This window comes from Rothia sp. 88186D007BW, from assembly GCF_053544215.1.
Genome location: NZ_JBPPTR010000009.1, coordinates 1 through 15874, shown reverse-complemented (window position 1 = coordinate 15874; position 15874 = coordinate 1). Strand labels below are relative to the sequence as shown.

The following is a 15874-nucleotide window of genomic DNA, read 5'->3' as shown; positions in this document are numbered from 1 at the left end:
ACCTGATTTCTAAAAAAGGACCGCATATTATGCGGTCCTTTTTTAGAAATCAGGTCCCCTTGGGAGAAATCAGGAGGCGTTGATCAGGCTCATCGCCTCGGCACGGGTAGCGGGATCGCGCAGGGCCCCGCGGACGGCGCTCGTCACCGTCTTGGTTCCCGGCTTCCGCACCCCGCGCATGGACATGCACATGTGCTCAGCCTGCATCACCACAATCGCACCGGTAGGCTGCAAATGCTCTTCGAGAGCCTCAATCACCTGGGTAGTCAGACGCTCCTGCACCTGGGGGCGCTTAGCGTAGACATCCACCAGGCGAGCCAGCTTCGATAGGCCCGTCACCTTGCCATCACCGCCAGGGATATAACCGATGTGGGCGTGCCCGAAGAAGGGCACCAGGTGGTGCTCGCAGGTCGAGTAGAAAGGAATGTCCTTGACCAGAACCAGCTCGGAGTGGTCAATGTCGAAAGTGGTACCCAGAATATCGCCGGCGCTCTGGTGCAGACCGGCAAACATCTCATCGTAGGCGCGGGCTACACGGGCCGGAGTATCGAGCAGGCCGTCACGATCGGGGTCCTCGCCGATAGCCAGCAGAATCTCACGGACGGCTGCCTCGATACGGGGCTGGTCAACTGCCATTATCGAGGCCCTCCCAGGGGGTCAACATCGGGGTTACCTGCGGGGCCTGCAGCACCGGGGTGAGGGTTACCGGGATCCATCGGGTCCACGGTAGGCTGCTGCACGATAGCCTCATCAGACTCTGCTGCTTCATCTGCCCGCTCAGAACCAGCCTTAACAACCTTAACCGGGGGCAGGGTGGAAGGTTCGCGGTTGGACTTAGAGTACCAGTGGCCACGTTCAGGACGCTTGCGCACACCGGCAAAGATCTCAGCCAACTCGTTCTCCAGCAGGGTTTCTTTCTCCAGCAGGGCCAAAGACAGGGCATCAAGCACATCGCGGTTATCGCGCAGAATCTCATAGGCCTCATCGTGAGCCTGCTCTAGCAGGGCGGCAACTTCCTGATCAACCAGGTAGGCCATCTCATCAGAGAAGTTGTTACCGCCACCGGCAGCACCACCCAAGAAGGGGTCAGATTCCTTAGCCGCCAGGCGAACAGAACCGACCTTAGCGCTCATACCGTACTCGGTGACCATCTTGCGGGCAGTATCGGTGGCCTTCTGAATATCGTTAGAGGCACCGGTGGAAGGGTCGTGGAAGATGAGTTCTTCGGCAGCGCGGCCGCCCATGGCGTAGGCCATCTGGTCAAGCAGCTCGTGGCGGGTGGTGGAATACTTGTCGTCCTGGGGCATGACCATGGTGTAACCCAGGGCGCGCCCACGCGGCAGAATCGTAATCTTAGTGACGGGTGCCGAGTTACGCAGGGCCGCCGCCACTAGGGCGTGACCGCCCTCGTGGTAGGCGGTGACGGTGCGTTCGTGTTCGCTCATGATGCGTGAAGAACGCTGAGGCCCTGCCATGACACGGTCGATAGCTTCATCAATAGCGCGCTCGTCAATGACGTTGCCGCCATCGCGGGCAGTGAGCAGGGCGGATTCATTCATGACGTTAGCCAGGTCTGCGCCGGTAAAGCCGGGGGTGCGCTTGGCAATAGAAGCCAAATCTACACGGCGGTCAATGGGCTTGCCGGTTGCGTGCACCTCAAGAATGCGTTGACGGCCCTTGAGGTCGGGGGCATCCACACCGACCTGGCGGTCAAAGCGGCCCGGGCGCAGCAGGGCCGGGTCGAGTACGTCGGGGCGGTTGGTTGCCGCGATCACGATGATGTTGGAGGTGCCGTCAAAGCCGTCCATTTCAACCAGTAGCTGGTTGAGGGTCTGCTCGCGCTCGTCATTGCCGCCGCCCATGCCGACGCCACGCTGGCGCCCTACCGCATCAATTTCGTCTACGAAGATAATGGCAGCCTTGTTGGTCTTGGCTTCTTTGAAGAGGTCACGCACACGAGAAGCACCCACACCCACGAACATTTCAACGAAGTCAGAACCAGAGATGGAGTAGAAGGGCACACCTGCTTCACCGGCAACGGCCTTAGCGAGCAGGGTTTTACCGGTACCGGGAGGGCCGTAGAGCAGCACACCCTTGGGGATCTTGGCGCCCAGGCGGGTGAACTTTTCGGGTTCAGCAAGGAACTCTCGTACCTCTTCAAGTTCTGCCAGGGCCTCATCGACACCGGCTACATCAGCAAAGCGCACGGTGGGGTTGTCTTTGTTGAACTTCTTAGCGCGTGACTTAGAGAAGTTCATAATCTGGTTGCTACCGCCGCCCAAGCGTGACATGAGGAACCAGAAGAGAGCCACAACGATGAGGAAGGGCAAGATGTAGGAGAGCATGGAGGTAAACCAGTTGGACTGCACCGGCTGATCGGTGTAGGACTCAAGGTTGGCCTTATCCATGGCTGCGACCACGTCAGTAGCGCGGGGCTGCACGTAGTAGAAGCTTACGTTCTTACCCTGGTTATCACCGGCAGGGTTAACGTAGTCGTCTTTAAGTTCCAGGTCTACACGCTGGTCACCATCAAAAATTTTGGCGCTAACGACCTTCTCATCGTGCAAGAGGCTAATACCGACGTTGGTATCAACGCGGGTTGAAGAGGCTAAGAAGTTTGAGAAAATCATGGGCACGGCAATAAAAACTGCCAACAGTACCCAGAACCAGGGCCCTGAGATGAGCTTGCTGAAGAAACCCTGCTTCTTGGGGTCGGGGTTGGTATCCGTTTTCTGCACGCCGTGCCTTCCACAAAATGACGGTTGGGGCGCAGGTGCACCCCCTGAGTGTAGGGTCTTCGCACACCTATTTTTGGGTGCACGAAGCTCAAGACCTATCTAATCTACCTAAAGTTACTAGCTATTCGCTTGATGCGTGAAGGTTTTCACCTCAGGGCAAAAGAGTTATCGTCGGGCACTGGGTAGGTTCTGCCCTCCCCCAGCGCCCGCTGGTAGGGCTTATGAGTAGACGTGCGGCGCCAAGGTGGCGATGCAGTCCAGGTTGCGGTAGCGCTCAGCGAAGTCCAGGCCGTAGCCGACCACGAACTCAGGTTCAATATCCCAACCAACATACTTAACATCAATGTCGGTCTTAACGCTCTTGGGCTTACGCAGCAGAGCACAGATTTCTACCGAGTTAGCGCCACGAGAAACTAGGTTCTGCTGGAGCCACTTGAGGGTCAGGCCGGAATCAACGATATCTTCAACGATCAGTACGTCACGGCCGGTCAGGTCGGTATCAAGGTCCTTAAGGATGCGGACGACACCCGACGACTTAGTACCTGAACCGTAGGATGAGACAGCCATCCAGTCCATGGTGTAGTGGGCCTTGAGGGCACGAGAGAGGTCGGCTACAACCATGATGGCACCCTTGAGTACGCCAACGAGTAGCACGTCGCGGCCTTCGTAGTCCTTATCGACCTGGGCGGCAAGTTCTTTAATCTTGGCGTCGATTTCTTCTTTGCTGAAGAGAACGTTTTTGATGTCGTTCTGTACGTCGAGTGCGTCCACGGTTGATCGCTTTCTGCTGGTCCAAAGGGTGTGCGCCCAGCCCCAGGGGCGGGGCGAAGTGCGTGTTCACCTTTAAGTATGGTTTATGGGGTGGTGTTGAGTAAAACGATAAGGCCGGTTTTTTTGAGGTTATAGCTCTGGCCTGCCCGCCTAATAGTAACGCCAGGGCGGCGCCGGTAAGCAGAAACATGCCCAGGCAGCTGAAGCGGCCCAGCAATAGAATGTTCACTCACGAAAGTATCGAGGGCGGCAAGCCTCTCAAACCCCGGGGCGATACCGCCAGCTTTCTCCAAGGCCAGGGCAAGGACGCGGGTGCGCACCGCCGGGTGCAGACCGGCCAGGGCGGTGCGATTGAGCAGAACAAGCCCGCGACCCTGATCCACCCCCAGCAAACCCTCCATAGGGGTACCGGCCGGGGCGATGTCGTCCGCACCAAATAGCACATGGGGGAGGGCTTGTTCTGCCGCGGAGGCCAGGTAGTCGGCGTCCGCCCCCGCAATGGTCGCGGTACGAGCCAGGGAAACAGCTACCCCACCGCCCAGGTGCTCTTCCAGGTAAGGCAGGACGCTGTGGCGCACGCGGGCGCGCATAAGCGACTGGTCAGTATTGGTGGGGTCATGCCAGGGGGTGAGGCCTGCATCCGCGCAAATCTGCTCAATCTCGGCCCGGCGCAGGGCCAGCAGGGGGCGAATAACTCGCACCGGCCCGGCGAGGTGGTTCTCGGTGCGGTCCACGGGCATACCGGCTAGGGAGCGGGTCCCAGAGCCACGAGCCAGGCCCAGCAGCACAGTTTCAGCCTGATCATCAAGAGTATGCCCCAAGGCCACAGCCACAGCCCCCGTTGTGGCAAGAGCACGCGCAAAAGCCCCGTAACGGGCAGTGCGGGCAGCCATCTCAGGGCCCTCTTGACCGCCCTCAACGGCTACAGTTTCTACCAGCACCGGGTTAAGACCTAGCTCCTGCAGGGTCTGAGCTGTACGGTGCGCAACCTGAGCTGAACCGTCCTGAAGCTGATGATCTACCACCACCGCGCCCACACGCACGTCCTGACGCCGATGAAAATGGGCCAGCAAGACGGCCAGGGCCAGCGAATCTGGACCACCTGAAACCGCAGCCAGCACCAGAGGAACCTGCCCAGGCTCTGCGCCTCTGCCCTGGTGCGCTGACGAACCGGTGGGGGCTACCGTACCTGCCCCCAGCACCTGATCCAGCACCCCGGCCACCTCGCGGCGGGCGGCACCTACCACCGGGTTCAAACGAGTTTTACGCTGCGGCACTATTTGCCTTCTTCCTGCACGTCTACACCCAGGACCCGCTCAACCCAGCGGGCAGGGGCATGAAGTTCAGCCACAGTCGGCAGATTCTCAGGGGCCTGCCAGATACGGTTGAACCGCTCCATGCCCACCTGGTCGATGACCGCCTGCACAAACTTTTGACCGTTCTTATACTGGGCCATTTTGGCGTCCATACCCAACAGTTTGCTCATAAACCGGGGGAAGAAACCCTGGGTCTGACTGCGGCGCTCAAAGCGGCGGCGAATAGTTTTAACGGACGGCACGATGGAAGAATCAACAGCATCCATGACCACATTAGCGTGCCCCTCCAAAAGGCTCATGACACCGGTGACACGATCAAGAAGCTCCCGCCCCCGGTCACTGAGCAAAAGGGCCGCACCACTAGTCGCAGCCTCAAGGCTCGCCCCAGGTGCCTCCTGCCTCTTCATGCCCCGCACCGCGCCGGTAGCAGCAGAAGCGATACGCTCTGGCAGGTTCTCGGTGGTCTGCCCCAGTTCTTCACCCAGCTCATGCATGAGATTCAGCAGGTAGTCACGCAACCAGGGGGCAGCGGCAAATTGCACCCGGTGGGTCTGCTCATGCAGAGCCACCCAGAGACGGAAATCCGCCGGGTCAAGGTTGAGCTCTTCTTCCAGTTTGAGCAGGTTAGGGGCCACAATCATCAGGCGGCCACCGGGTGCCCCATGGCCAGCTAGCGCGGCGTAGGGGTCGTACTGGCCAAGGACGCGGGTAGAGAGGAAAGCCAGCACGGCCCCAATTTCTGCGGCCCCACCCATCTCGGTCACCGTTTTCTCAGTACTAGAGAGCCTGGCGAGACGGTCACCTAGCACCCGCTCAGCAACAGGACCCAGAATCACGTCAAAGGACTGGGTGTTGGCTTTAACCCAGGTGGCACGGTCAACAATGAGCAGTTCAGAATCGTGCAGGTTCTCGGCGGCAGCTAGCTGGGTAATAGCGTGCACATAATCAACAGCGGCTGTGGCGGCATAGCGCATCTCTTCAACCGCTTTGCGTTTGGTAGCGACCTCAGCGCTAGGGCCAGCTGGGGCCAAAGTTCCTGCAATTTTATGGGCCAGGGAGAAGTTGAGCTTCATGGGAACCCACTCTACCGGCTCCTTACCGCCTTGGCCTACCCAAGCCGCCCACCGGCGTCCGCACCTTTAAAGGGGCGGAGGCTGAGCCCCATACAGGGCTCAGCCTCCTATCCCGACGGGGGCACTAGTTAGCTTTCGCTACCCCACCAGGTCTTTAGTTCTCGTCTGCTTCAGCTTCAGCAGCGGACTCATAGTGTGACTTCTCAAAGCGCTCTTCGGCCTCAGCAACCAGCTTCTCAGCGAAAGCACGGTCTTCCCAGCCCTCACCCTTAACCCACTTACCGGGCTCCAGGTCCTTGTAACGCTCGAAGAAGTGCTTGATTTCTTCCTTGAGCTGGTCAGCGACATCGCCGATTTCCTGGATGTGGTCATAACGCTTATCTGCCGGTACGCACAGGACCTTGTCGTCACCGCCAGCTTCATCAGTCATACGGAAAACGCCAATGGGGCGGGCCTCAACCAGCACACCAGGAACAACATCAACATCAAGCATCACCATGGCGTCGAGCGGGTCACCGTCTTCGCCCAGAGTGTCTTCAAAGTAGCCGTAGGCGGTGGGGTACTGCATGGAGGTGAACAGTACGCGGTCCAGACGCAGGCGACCGGTTTCGTGGTCAATTTCGTACTTGACGCGTGAGCCGCGGTTAATTTCGATTGTGACGTCCAGTTCCAAGGGGGAACCTCCTGGTTGAGTGATATGTTAGGCCCGCACTATGCGCGAGGGGTTTCGGCATATCAGTCTAGCTGAGAACCAGCCATCTGGAGCCCTTATTACAGGGCTGGCACGCCAGTGTCACTCGTATTACATGCTCTTATTTCCTCATGCAGGCTATAGGCTTATCTAGAAGGACCCCTTTTACCCCCTAAGAGCTAACCTGCGGAGGTTTCATGACTGCTTCTCGCCAACGCCCACTCACAGCCTGGGTGGTCGCCGCCCTCCTCGCAGCCGGGTGCGCCGCAGCAGGGGCCTGGGCAGTACCCGCCTGGCAAGAGGCCCAGGACCTCCAAGAAGCCTCAGTAGCCCCCGCCCTGAGCGCTTCCCCCATCGCTCTTGCAGAAACAAGCACAGGGGCCCCCCTCGATACTGCCGCCCTCAGCAAGGAACTAGACCAAACTCTCGACAGCCTAGGCCAGGGTCTTATCTCCGCCCAGGTTCTTGATGCAGAGACCGGCCAGGCCCTCTACTCCCGTGATGCCCAGGCTAGCCGCACACCGGCGTCCAACATGAAACTGCTGGTGGACTACGCCCTACTCACCACCGCCCCGCAAGCCCGTTTCACTACGTCCGTGCACCTCAATGACGGTTCAACCCTCACCCTAGTTGCTGGCGGCGACACCCTGCTCGTTCCTGGGCACTCGAACCCCACCGCCGTCATGGGCCATGCAGGTATCGAAACCCTGGCAGAGCACACCATCGACTCCCTCACACAACAGGGCATCAGCGACACCACTCTTAGCCTCAACCTGGACACCACCCTTTTCGCCGGTGATGCTCTCAACCCCGAATGGGCCCAGGAAGATATCGACTCCGGTTTTATCAGTGCTGTCACCCCGCTGGCTTTCTACTCCCACTACTCCCCCACCAGCGACGGCACCGCCCCAAGTACCAGCCGCCCCAGCAAGGCCCCAGCAGAAGTGCAGCAGACACTACTAGCAGCCCTCAATAGGCTGGGGGCGGACGCCGGGCTCACCTTCACCGCAGGTAAGCAGGTAGCTGCCCCCAGCCAGGGCCGGGAAATCGCTGCCGTAGAATCTGCCACCGCAGCAGAACAGTCAGCCCTCATGATGCAAGAATCAGATAATTCCCTGGCAGAAACCCTGGGCCGTAATCTCTCTGTGCTCACCGGCGGCGACGGCTCCACCCAAGGAGCTATCACCGCTGTGCGTGAGGCCCTGGCTCAGGCGGGCTTACCCACCAACTACACCCAGGTCGATCTCAGTGGCCTGTCTATGAATAACAAGGTCAGCAATGAGCTACTGACCGGTATCGCCCTACGAGCGGTCAAGGGAAGCTCAGGCGAACGCCTGGCCTTACAGGGTCTGCCCGTGGCGGGCTACAGTGGCACTCTGGGGCTGGCTAATCGTTTCAATGACGCTGATGAGCTCAGCGGGCGCGGAGTGGTTCGCGCAAAAACCGGGACCCTCAACTCGGTGCTTTCACTGACCGGCTACACCGTCACGGACTCGGGCCGGGTACTGGTTTTTTCGGTCATCATGAATGACCTTGAAGATACCAATGCCGCCAAAAACACTATGGATCGGTTCGCCGCTCAACTGAGTCAGCAGTAGATTCAACCATCGCTGTCAGAGGAAAATTTTTGGTGCTGTCCTTTAAGGACTTAACAGATTTCTTAAAAGTTTTTACTGGTGCAAAACCCTTCTGGAGATGGTTTTGCTCCACTGCTGATTCATCCCGCAGCGGGAGCCTACTGCCTATCTGGCAGCATCGAATCAAGGTAAAAGAAAGCCCTCACACGCTTAGAAGCATGCAAGGGAGCATTTCTCGATAAATACACCAGAGTCTCTTAGATACCAGCATGAAAGCTGGTGGCTCGGTTTCTGCCTCTTAGCCTACCAGAACCTAAATTAGATTCCTGTAACATCACTCTCAGCGCACACAGAGACGGAGCACACCCATTCATGTTCAGCTTTGAAAACTACATGGCAGCCGAACGCTTCGCACCCTACAAAAGCACCCGCCCTACTGCTGCACAACAGCGAGAACTCTATCTCTGGAACAGCCAACTGTCCCAAGAGATGAATAAAGCTATCGGCCACGCAGAAATTTTTATCCGCGAAGCCATCGACCAACAACTACGCACCTGGAACCTCAAACAGCCCCAACGCCCCGGCTCTACCCACAATCAAACAGGTGCCCCACTACACCGCCGCGATCCCCGCCGCCGCCCAAGTGGAGGGTCCGAAGAATGGCTTAAACACCCCTCTCAGAAACTCGCAAACCTCATCTTCTCAAAACGAGGCAATAGGCTAATTTCCGAATACGACACCGCCTTCTTCAGAGCCAAACAAGACCTCAACGCTAGAGTTCTCTCCCATCCCAGGCACGGTGCTGCAATTACACATGATGATGTCCTTGCTCATATCACTTTAGGCACCTGGAAACATTTGCTACCTGATGGGCGTTTGAACACGAGTGATCCTCTTAACCGTGACCAGGTTCGTACTAAAAACTCACAATTAGACCTCTGGAATCAGGCTTTGTCTTTAGCTTTCCCCTATGAGTCGAACCCGTATGTGATTTCTTATCGATTAACACAGATGCATGTGGCACGGAATCGTGTAGCTCATCATGAAAGTCTATTGAATATGGGAGTACCTGAGATTCATAGAGCTACGGTGCGGTTAGTGGCAGCTATTGACCCTCAGCTAGGTAGTTGGCTGGCGAATGAATCGCAAGTTATTGAGTGCTGGAGGCAAAAGCCCTAACGGGGGTAAAGATGCAACTGCGGTAGATTTTTCGTTGCGATTGTCATTAGGCCGTTCTCTTCGGTGTATTTCAGGAGTGCAGCTTTCCCGGTGATAGGCAGCGCCCCTCTTCTTGGTGTACCGGTGCTGTCATAGGGTGAGCGGCACGCGAATCGCCCCAGCGACGGGCGCAGCCCGCCCTTGACAGCAACCAGTACACCAAGAGAAATCATGAAGCTGCTACCGGGAAAGACAAACACCCCCACACCAGGCCAAACCCCGAACCTAGCGCTCCAGTCCCGGCCCCCGACCACGCTCATAATCCCACCCACGAGGTGAAGAAACATAACTAGCCTCTGCCCGCCGAGCAGACACAGCCTTCGCCACACGAGCAGAATGAGCTAATCGCTCCTGAGCCTGCCTTGACCACATTTGAGCCGGAAGCCTCCAATCAGTAAGCTGACCCAACACCTGCACAGCCTCCTGCTGCTGCTTCTTAGTCTGAGCACTGATCTGCTGATAATCAGGCTCATGAATAACCCCCTGCTAATCAATCACAGCAGAACTCACCCCCAGCCAGTACAGGAGCTTGCCCCAGCACCTCTTGAGCCTGCGCCAAACGCTGCTGAGCCTGCTCATAGCCCTCCTTAGCCTGAGCCAACTGTGCATCAGCCTGCTGCACTTGCGCCGTTGAAGGCTCCTGGGCCGTGATTTCATCAAGGGCGCGTTCAGCCTGACGCAGCGGACTGATCTCAGACGACTTCTTCGAGTCCGTCATTCAGAGCAACGCCGTCCCAGTTGAAACTGAAACCTGGCGCAAACTGCTCAGCAAATTCAAGTCACCCCTGGCGCTGGATATTTACCTCTGGCTCTCCAGTCGTCTGCCCAAGCTCCAGGCCCTGGTGTATATCAACTGGGAACAGCTTCAGGCTCAGTTTGGCTCTCAAACGCAGAACCTAGATAAATTCCGAGAGGTCTTCCGTCCGGCCTTTGTCACTGCAATGAGCTGCATGCCTAACGCTAACGTCGCTGAAGAAGGCCAAGGCAAGCAAAATGGCTTTAAAGGCCTCCTCTTGCATCCCTCGAAGCGCTCCATCATACAAAAATAACCTCACCCGTAGCACATAGCCGGCCCCGTAGAGACGGAAAAATCCGTTTCTACGGGGCCTTGTTTTGCTTGAAAGAATCTGAGGTTCCTTATTTTATTAGGGAACTAGATCAGCTATTGAGGTTTTCGTCCAAGTAGCCATCCAACACTCACGAGCACGCCTACTGTTACAAACGGTACTCCCAAGAGCCAGCCAACTACCCGTTGGTCAGCTCCCAAACTGTGAAACAATAGCCAGCTGATAATACCTAGACCCCAATACAGTAGAATCGTGGGAAGCCCAATATTGTTTTGAATTCTTTCTAACATACTGTTCAACCTATCTGGCTAGATAAATATTTCGGCTTTAATCGAAGCAGGCGACAGATGCTCCAGTTAGTCCGCCGCCGACTCCTCCGACGACAGCTCCTACTGCGCCCCCGCCCACAGTACCGATGACAGGGAGAGTGACGGTTCCGACTGCGGCTCCTGCAAGACCCAAGGTGCCTGCGCCAGTTACAGCTCCGCCACCGATACCTGTCAGACACTTGCCCACGCTACGCATCTCAGTAGACGCAATTGCAGAAATAAGAAGCTCGTTATTGCCGTTATCTTCGTACTTCAAGAAAATCTGGTTACCATTTTGGTCAACAGCTTCTTCGGGAAGTACTTCTGAGTTACCTTTTGCATCGGTTGCGATAGCCTTGCCATCAGCATTGATGGTGAACTTTAGCTCGTCAGAGCCAACGATAACCTGGCTGTCATTAACGGCGAGATACTTGAGCGATTCTTGAGGAGAATCAGCGGTGTTTGAAACAGCACTTATGGGTGTTGTGACGGTATCTGCATGGGTTGCCGGGACAATCGCACACATTCCGCTTACAGCTAGTGCGATAGAAGTAAAACCAGTGATAGCTTTCTTGGTGGTCATCGTATTTTCCTTTCGTTCCGCAGCGCCTTTGCCGCGGTGATTGGCGATGTCTCCATCTCACCAGTATTTATAATTTATAAAGAAAGTAAACTTACTAAATGGTGGTTTAGTTAACAATAAATAACATCTTATGCATACTTACTAGTCAGGTGCTTATAAAAATCTCATAGATAAGCGCTTAGAATCAACTATTCTATCTGGATTAGTTAAACTACAGGCTCGGGCCGTAATTAACCCCAGGCTCAAACCCCGGAATAGACTCAGGCCTAGGCACAGGCTCCTGATAACTATCAGACCCAGCCGCCGACTTACCCCCGATCCTATGAACGTCGCTAGCCCAGTAGCGCTCATTAGCACCATCAACAAGCCGTAGATTCTCCACAGCCCGCTCAAGCATAGCCCGCGCCTGCCCCTCAATATCCTCATACACAGGATCAACAGCATCACCAAAAGCGTTAATGCTGGCACTAGGCCAATCAGGGTGAACCGGAGCAGGCCCAAAGAACGCTGACACCTGCTCAAACCGTGCCTGCGCCTGACGCTGGGAACGCTCACACGCCTCTACCTGCGCCTGAGCACGCACAACAGCCTCATCAGAGGGAACCTGCCCCCTCACCTGCTCCAGCGCCCGCTCAGCCTCAACCACCGGGGCATTAGAACCCATCAAACGCTTGAAGAAACCGCCCTCAGCACGTTCTTGCACCACCTGCTCATAACGGCTTTCTGCCTGCTGGAGCCGTTGCTGGTGCTCCCGCATAGCGCCTGAAAAATCAGCCTGCACCGCTTCGAGCGTCTGCCGGGCCTGCTCAGTGCCCCCTTGGGCTTCTGTCAGTGCCTGACGCGCCTGAACGAACTGGCTAGCGGTGCCCTCGTTGGCTTCGATGTGGGCAACCCACTCCTTGGTCTTAGAGGTGAACTGGGTTAGCCTCTGAGCTTCGGCCAACAAAGCACGATTCTTAGTGATAAAGCTGGTGAGCTTGGGGTGCTGGGGCAACTTACCACCCGGTACAGTTTCCACTATTTCTCCTCGTGAGGTAAAGATTTTGGGTTTTACAATCTTGCCCGGCTCTGCTGGCACTGCGTAGATTTTGCCCTGGTCAGTTACACCGGCAACAAGGTACTTGCGGTTGTTATCCATCAGGCCGTCTCCGGCTTCGAGTTCGCGCACATACGCCCAGGCAGGGTAATCCTCCGGCACGGCAGTCGCTAGGTCGGTATCAGCCAGCATCTGCCGTAGCCCCTCAGCCACAGCACCCAAACCACCATCAGCCCGCTCACGACCCAACGCCTCCACAAACTGCTCACGCGCCTCATCCACATCCGCAGCCACACAATGCACCACATTCTCAAACCAGCCACGCGTCAAACCCACATACACACCAGCGGCGTCCGTATGACTAGTCACCAACAAATGAGCACTATCAACAGTCATACCCTGAGAACTATGCACCGTCGTCGCATACCCCAGCTGCACCGATGAAGCCACATACTCCACCGGCAAGGTATGCACAGACCCGTCCTTATCGGTGGACTGCACCCGCACAAAGCCCTCAGTGACACCCCGCACCACATAGCTCTTACCGTTAAGCACACCCAGCTCCCGGTTATTCTCACGGGTACGGACAATATCGCCAACCGTAATGGCCTGGCCCTCCATCGACTGCACGAACCGACCAGCCTCAATATCCCGGGCATAGGCAGTATCCCCCGCTAACACCACGCAAAAGCGCAACCTCAGCGTTCACACCAGCCACCAACTCATTAGTGCTCGCTGAAACTACAGTGCTACGCCCGGCCTGCTGGTTGGTCAGCCACTGCTGGGATAAAGCGTGCTGGGCACTGGCTTCATCAGCGTGCAGAACAACAGCGCCACGGTCTACCAGCTCATCAAAGATAGCCCTAGCGTTATGGCGTGCCCTCATTTTCAAGGACAGCTGGGCGTAGGCTTCATCTACCTCACCGGTAGCGGTTCTAAAGCGCCAGACGCTCTCAAGGTCAGTGGTCACCGGGCTAATCTGGGCACACTGTTGCAGCACCCCACCGCGTCCAACTGCCGATAGCTGGGCATAATCTCCGGTCACTACCAGCTGAGCACCGGTTTTCAAGGCGACTTCGTACAGGCACACAGCCACATCTTGGCTCAACATGCCCGCTTCATCAACCACCAGCTGATCGCCCGGGCGCAAGGCCCATGCTCGCGGCACATAGTGATTTTCAGCTGGTTCACTCCAGGTCGTTACCCCGTGCTCATCAGTAGAAAAGTCGTATCCGAAGGCCTTGAGCAGACCGTGGGCGGTGTTGGTTTGCGCCCCGGTTTCTGCTTGGGCAACCTCAGCGGCCTTAGCGGACGGCGCGACAATGAGCTGCCGTCCCCCACGGGCTTCAACAGCGGCTTTTGAGTCTTTGAGCAAGGTGGTTTTACCGGCCCCGGCAGGCCCCGTGACCACCACCAGCTGGTGGGTTCCTGCCATATCCGATAGAGCCTGACGGTGCGCAGGGTCAGTGGGCATGCTCAGGCGCTTGCCCTGAACATCAGTGAGTACCCGTGAGCTAAAAAGCCAGGTAAGTACGCGCTCATCAACGCTCTGGTGCGCCCCCAGCTTCAGGGGCTTTGCTAGGGGGCTATAGGACAGCTCATAGGAGGTTTCACGCGCTACCAGGGCGCTGGTGTAGTCAAAGAGCTTGGACTCGGTAGCTACAACCTGCTGTGAGGTCAGTAGGGGGCAGGTGCGTTGGTGCCTGGTAAGGGTCAATGTCCGGGTTAATGAGCAGGCACCGGCTTAGGGCAACATCAACGATACGCCCGGTAATGTCTTTAAGGCCCGCGGCCTGGGCAATGACGTTGTTTTCAGCGCAATAAGTCAGCGCCTGGGCTTTGATATCAGCAACTGACCACCCTGATTTTTGCTCTGAAAGCAGCGCTAGAACCCAGGTGGCAGCGTCGTGGTGAAAACCAGGGGCCAGGCTATCGGCGTTCCGCAAGGCATTAAAGCGCGTGGAACGACCAGAGGGGGTAGGGGCAACAAACCCCAAATCAGCTAGCTCGGTGGCCCATTTTTCGAAATTGGCGCTGTTCTCACTGGTCTTATCAGCTCTTGTATCAGCCCAGGCTTGATGGTCAATGCGGTTCATCAAGTCCACGCCGATCAACTGGCCGGGGTGCTCTGCTTCTCACAGGGCAATGAGTTCTTTTTTGCGGGTGTTAATCTGCGCGTTGCGCTTGCTAAAGTCCTCCACGAACCCGGCTAGTTCTTCGATTTCCCCGGTGTGTGGGTTGAAGGTGTACCCGGTCTCCATCAGGTAGGTGCGAAGCTCCATATCCCCGTTGATGATGGCGGTGCCTAGGGCGTTGATGGTGGCGTTGTGCTTGACCAGCTCGGCAGTATCTAGTGCCCGCCAGCGTCCGCCGACATAGACCCGGTTGAGGGTCTGGAAGTGCAGGTGCCAAAAGGGGTCACCCTCGCGGGAGGTCTTATGCACTACGGTTGCTGATTCTAGGCGTTCAACCGGCACCCATGAGCGCACGCCCTGGTTCATGATGCGGGTGTGCAGGTTCTGTGCTTGGTAGCGTCCGATAGCTTCGGCAGCTCGGCCCATGGTGCGTTCTAGGACGGTGGCGAACTGTGAGTCAATGGCGGCCAGGACGGAGAGAGATTTAGGGGCGTTGATGGTTTTATCAACGAACATGACGGACTGCTCGGTTTTGCCGGTGACTGGGTGTACGCGCTCTTTGAGGGTGCCCCGCTTTTCGCCGGTGCGCGGGTCAATCCATTCAACCCACCCTTGGTATTCCTCGGGGGTCAGAAGCTGAATATCCTCGATAGTCCCATCGGAGGTGTAGGCGGTGCGGGTGGCTAGGAGCTGGTTGTTTTCGGTGTAGTAGCCGCTGGCTGCTAGCTGGGTGTCTTGTTCGAGGTAGCGCCGTGCGGCTTGTCCGCCGGTGCCTTTGAAGAAGACCATTCCGCCTTTCATTGTCTGACTTCCTTTCGGCCGTGGTTGGTGTGCGTTTTTGTCACGGGGCGGTAGCCCAAACTGTGTTTGGCATACGTGCCTGTTGTTTTTCTCTGTTTTCTAGTTTAGTGGTGGTGGGTGTTCTTGTGTAGTGGTGTGTGGGTTTGTTGTCCTGCTTCTTGGTGTGTTCTTGTGCTGGTGTTTGTCTCTTGGTGTCTGGTTGGTTCTTCTTGTGGCTTTGAACGTGGTAACATGAGTCTCAAAGTTACAATTACTGAAGATTAGTATGTCTGGTGAAAATTGAATAGATTGGAGGAAAAGTGTACTTTTCTTCATTGTCAGAACCTCTGCCAAATGACCTTGGGTTCGCACGCAGGGTTGTTGGGCCCTATGGACTTATAAGCCGCACAATGCTATTAGAGAATTCAAACGGTGAACCAGACTTTTCTATCTATAGCTCTTTCCTTGGAGATCCGTCTAAAGCACTAATAAACCAAAAGGTATGGAGGCTTATTCAAAAGTCCCACCCGCAGCCAAAAACACCAACCCCCGCACCACCGCAAACACCCGCCCATACAACC

The 15874-nt window shown here is 56.6% G+C and carries 14 protein-coding genes; 2 read left to right on the top strand and 12 right to left on the bottom strand.

What is annotated here, in order from left to right; translation table 11 throughout:
• Positions 1-69: 69 nt before the first annotated feature.
• The 6 genes from folE to ACEE09_RS06250 all read right to left on the bottom strand — a co-directional run bounded on the left by folE (position 70) and on the right by ACEE09_RS06250 (position 6571).
• Positions 70-636, bottom strand: coding sequence for a GTP cyclohydrolase I FolE (folE, locus tag ACEE09_RS06275; RefSeq protein WP_237196337.1), 567 nt, complete (start codon positions 634-636; stop codon positions 70-72).
• Complete coding sequence (ftsH, locus tag ACEE09_RS06270; protein ID WP_449083083.1) at positions 636-2738, bottom strand: ATP-dependent zinc metalloprotease FtsH; 2103 nt, start codon at positions 2736-2738, stop codon at positions 636-638. The genes folE and ftsH overlap by 1 nt, the downstream gene beginning before the upstream one ends.
• Positions 2739-2957: 219 nt before the next feature.
• On the bottom strand, positions 2958-3509 hold the full coding sequence (gene hpt / locus ACEE09_RS06265; protein WP_449083081.1) for a hypoxanthine phosphoribosyltransferase: 552 nt from the start codon (positions 3507-3509) through the stop codon (positions 2958-2960).
• 83 nt (positions 3510-3592) lie between these two features.
• On the bottom strand, positions 3593-4786 hold the full coding sequence (tilS, locus tag ACEE09_RS06260; RefSeq protein ID WP_449083079.1) for a tRNA lysidine(34) synthetase TilS: 1194 nt from the start codon (positions 4784-4786) through the stop codon (positions 3593-3595).
• Complete coding sequence (locus tag ACEE09_RS06255; protein WP_449083077.1) at positions 4786-5898, bottom strand: zinc-dependent metalloprotease; 1113 nt, start codon at positions 5896-5898, stop codon at positions 4786-4788. The genes tilS and ACEE09_RS06255 overlap by 1 nt, the downstream gene beginning before the upstream one ends.
• 154 nt (positions 5899-6052) lie before the next feature.
• The gene (locus ACEE09_RS06250) at positions 6053-6571 is read right to left on the bottom strand and encodes an inorganic diphosphatase (RefSeq protein WP_449083075.1); all 519 of its coding nucleotides are present in this window, start codon (positions 6569-6571) and stop codon (positions 6053-6055) included.
• A 215-nt stretch (positions 6572-6786) separates the two neighbouring features.
• Here ACEE09_RS06250 and dacB point away from each other — a divergent pair, with 215 nt between their 5' ends.
• Positions 6787-8187, top strand: a complete 1401-nt coding sequence (gene dacB / locus ACEE09_RS06245) for a D-alanyl-D-alanine carboxypeptidase/D-alanyl-D-alanine endopeptidase (protein ID WP_449083073.1) — start codon at positions 6787-6789, stop codon at positions 8185-8187.
• Positions 8188-8559: 372 nt separating this feature from the next.
• Positions 8560-9345, top strand: a complete 786-nt coding sequence (locus tag ACEE09_RS06240) for a hypothetical protein (RefSeq protein ID WP_449083071.1) — start codon at positions 8560-8562, stop codon at positions 9343-9345.
• Between the two features lie 529 nt (positions 9346-9874).
• Here ACEE09_RS06240 and ACEE09_RS06235 read toward each other — a convergent pair.
• From ACEE09_RS06235 to mobF, 6 genes are all read right to left on the bottom strand, one after another.
• Positions 9875-10102 (bottom strand): hypothetical protein, encoded by a 228-nt coding sequence (locus tag ACEE09_RS06235; protein ID WP_449083069.1) that lies wholly within the window; start codon positions 10100-10102, stop codon positions 9875-9877.
• Between the two features lie 676 nt (positions 10103-10778).
• Positions 10779-11342, bottom strand: a complete 564-nt coding sequence (locus tag ACEE09_RS06230; protein WP_449083067.1) for a hypothetical protein — start codon at positions 11340-11342, stop codon at positions 10779-10781.
• A 211-nt stretch (positions 11343-11553) separates the two neighbouring features.
• Positions 11554-13062, bottom strand: coding sequence for a hypothetical protein (locus tag ACEE09_RS06225; protein ID WP_449083065.1), 1509 nt, complete (start codon positions 13060-13062; stop codon positions 11554-11556).
• Positions 13022-14095, bottom strand: a complete 1074-nt coding sequence (locus ACEE09_RS06220) for an AAA family ATPase (protein WP_449083063.1) — start codon at positions 14093-14095, stop codon at positions 13022-13024. The genes ACEE09_RS06225 and ACEE09_RS06220 overlap by 41 nt, the downstream gene beginning before the upstream one ends.
• Positions 14016-14474 (bottom strand): hypothetical protein, encoded by a 459-nt coding sequence (locus ACEE09_RS06215; protein WP_449083062.1) that lies wholly within the window; start codon positions 14472-14474, stop codon positions 14016-14018. Before ACEE09_RS06215 ends, ACEE09_RS06220 begins: the two co-directional genes overlap by 80 nt.
• A 39-nt stretch (positions 14475-14513) precedes the next feature.
• On the bottom strand, positions 14514-15314 hold the full coding sequence (gene mobF / locus ACEE09_RS06210; RefSeq protein ID WP_449083060.1) for a MobF family relaxase: 801 nt from the start codon (positions 15312-15314) through the stop codon (positions 14514-14516).
• Between the last annotated feature and the right edge of the window lie 560 nt (positions 15315-15874).